The sequence below is a fragment of the Agrobacterium sp. O3.4 genome (genome assembly GCF_041414895.1).
Lineage (GTDB): Bacteria > Pseudomonadota > Alphaproteobacteria > Rhizobiales > Rhizobiaceae > Agrobacterium > Agrobacterium cucumeris.
In genome coordinates this window covers 1-1,179 of record NZ_JALPZP010000024.1, presented here as the reverse complement: position 1 = coordinate 1,179, position 1,179 = coordinate 1, and the positions used below count along the sequence as shown (strand labels likewise).

Annotated in this window: 1 pseudogene; it reads left to right on the top strand. The window is 57.4% G+C overall.

What is annotated here, in order from left to right:
- Positions 1-140: 140 nt before the first annotated feature.
- A pseudogene (locus tag M0412_RS26410) lies at positions 141-887 on the top strand (IS110 family transposase); the annotation flags it as partial.
- Positions 888-1,179: the final 292 nt, after the last annotated feature.

The following is a 1,179-nucleotide window of genomic DNA, read 5'->3' as shown; positions in this document are numbered from 1 at the left end:
CTCTGTTGGTCGATTGACCCGCAGAGGTTCGGCACCGAATAATGCAAAGCAAGCCGATCGGAAAACAGCGAAAATCCGCCGATCAGGCCGCGCTCCTCCGCATTACGACGACCTCGTGATTAGTCAAGCGGCAGAAGAATGACGCGGCAGATGCTGCGGCAATTGCTGAAGCGGTATTGCGCCCGAACATGCATTGTGTTGCTGTGAAGAGCGCCGAGCATCAAGCGCGCGCTGTAGTTTTCCGAACCCACCAGTGCTTTGTTCGCCAGCGTACGCAACTGATCAATGCGCTGCGGGGTCACTTAGCCGAGTTCGGTCTGGTCTTTCCGCAAGGGCCAACCCATCTCAAGCAAGCAGCGGCCCTGCTGGAGGACGAGACCATCCAGATCCCGGACAGCGTCAGGGAGATGGCCCAACTTTACCTTGATCAGATTGCCCTGCTTACGGCCAAGATCGATGGCCTGACCCTCAGGCTGAGAGGCGCTATAAAAGAAACCCTTGAGATGCGGCGTCTCTGCACGGTGCCAGGTGTGGGACCAGTGACGGCCGGTGCAGTAATGGCGTTTGCTCCGGATCTGCGCACGTTTTCCAGCGGCAGGAACTTTGCCGCCTGGCTCGGCATAGTGCCACGGCAGAGGTCTACGGGTGGCAAGCAACGTCATGGCGGGGTGAGTAAAATGGGCCAGTCCGATATCCGAAAACTGCTGATTATCGGCGCTATGAGCCGGATTCGCTGGATCATCCGAAAGGGCATTTTGCCAGACAACTGGCTTGGACAGCTTGTCGGGCGCAAACCTCGCATGGTTGCGGCTGTTGCCTTGGCCAACAAGATGGCCCGGATCATATGGGCGATCATGACAAGAGAGCAAGATTATCGAATGGCGTGAACCGTCACCTCCTACAGGAGGTAGCGGCGAACGTCTCGGGGTCGTTTGATCCCGGCAAGGAAATCGACTGACGACCTATGCGGCAAGGACTTCAATGTTCAGGACGGGGTAAACCAGTCCCGGGGCTCGAGCACAAAGCTCTTTGAACCGATGTGGCCCCTGTTCTTCGAACTGCATACCGGCCCCGTGGCGCAGGCCACGATCAGAGGCCTGACACACGACCGATAGAAGCAACATGCTGCAAAAGAAATCGGAAGAAAACCCTTGCAAAGTCGGGGGCATCCACACACGC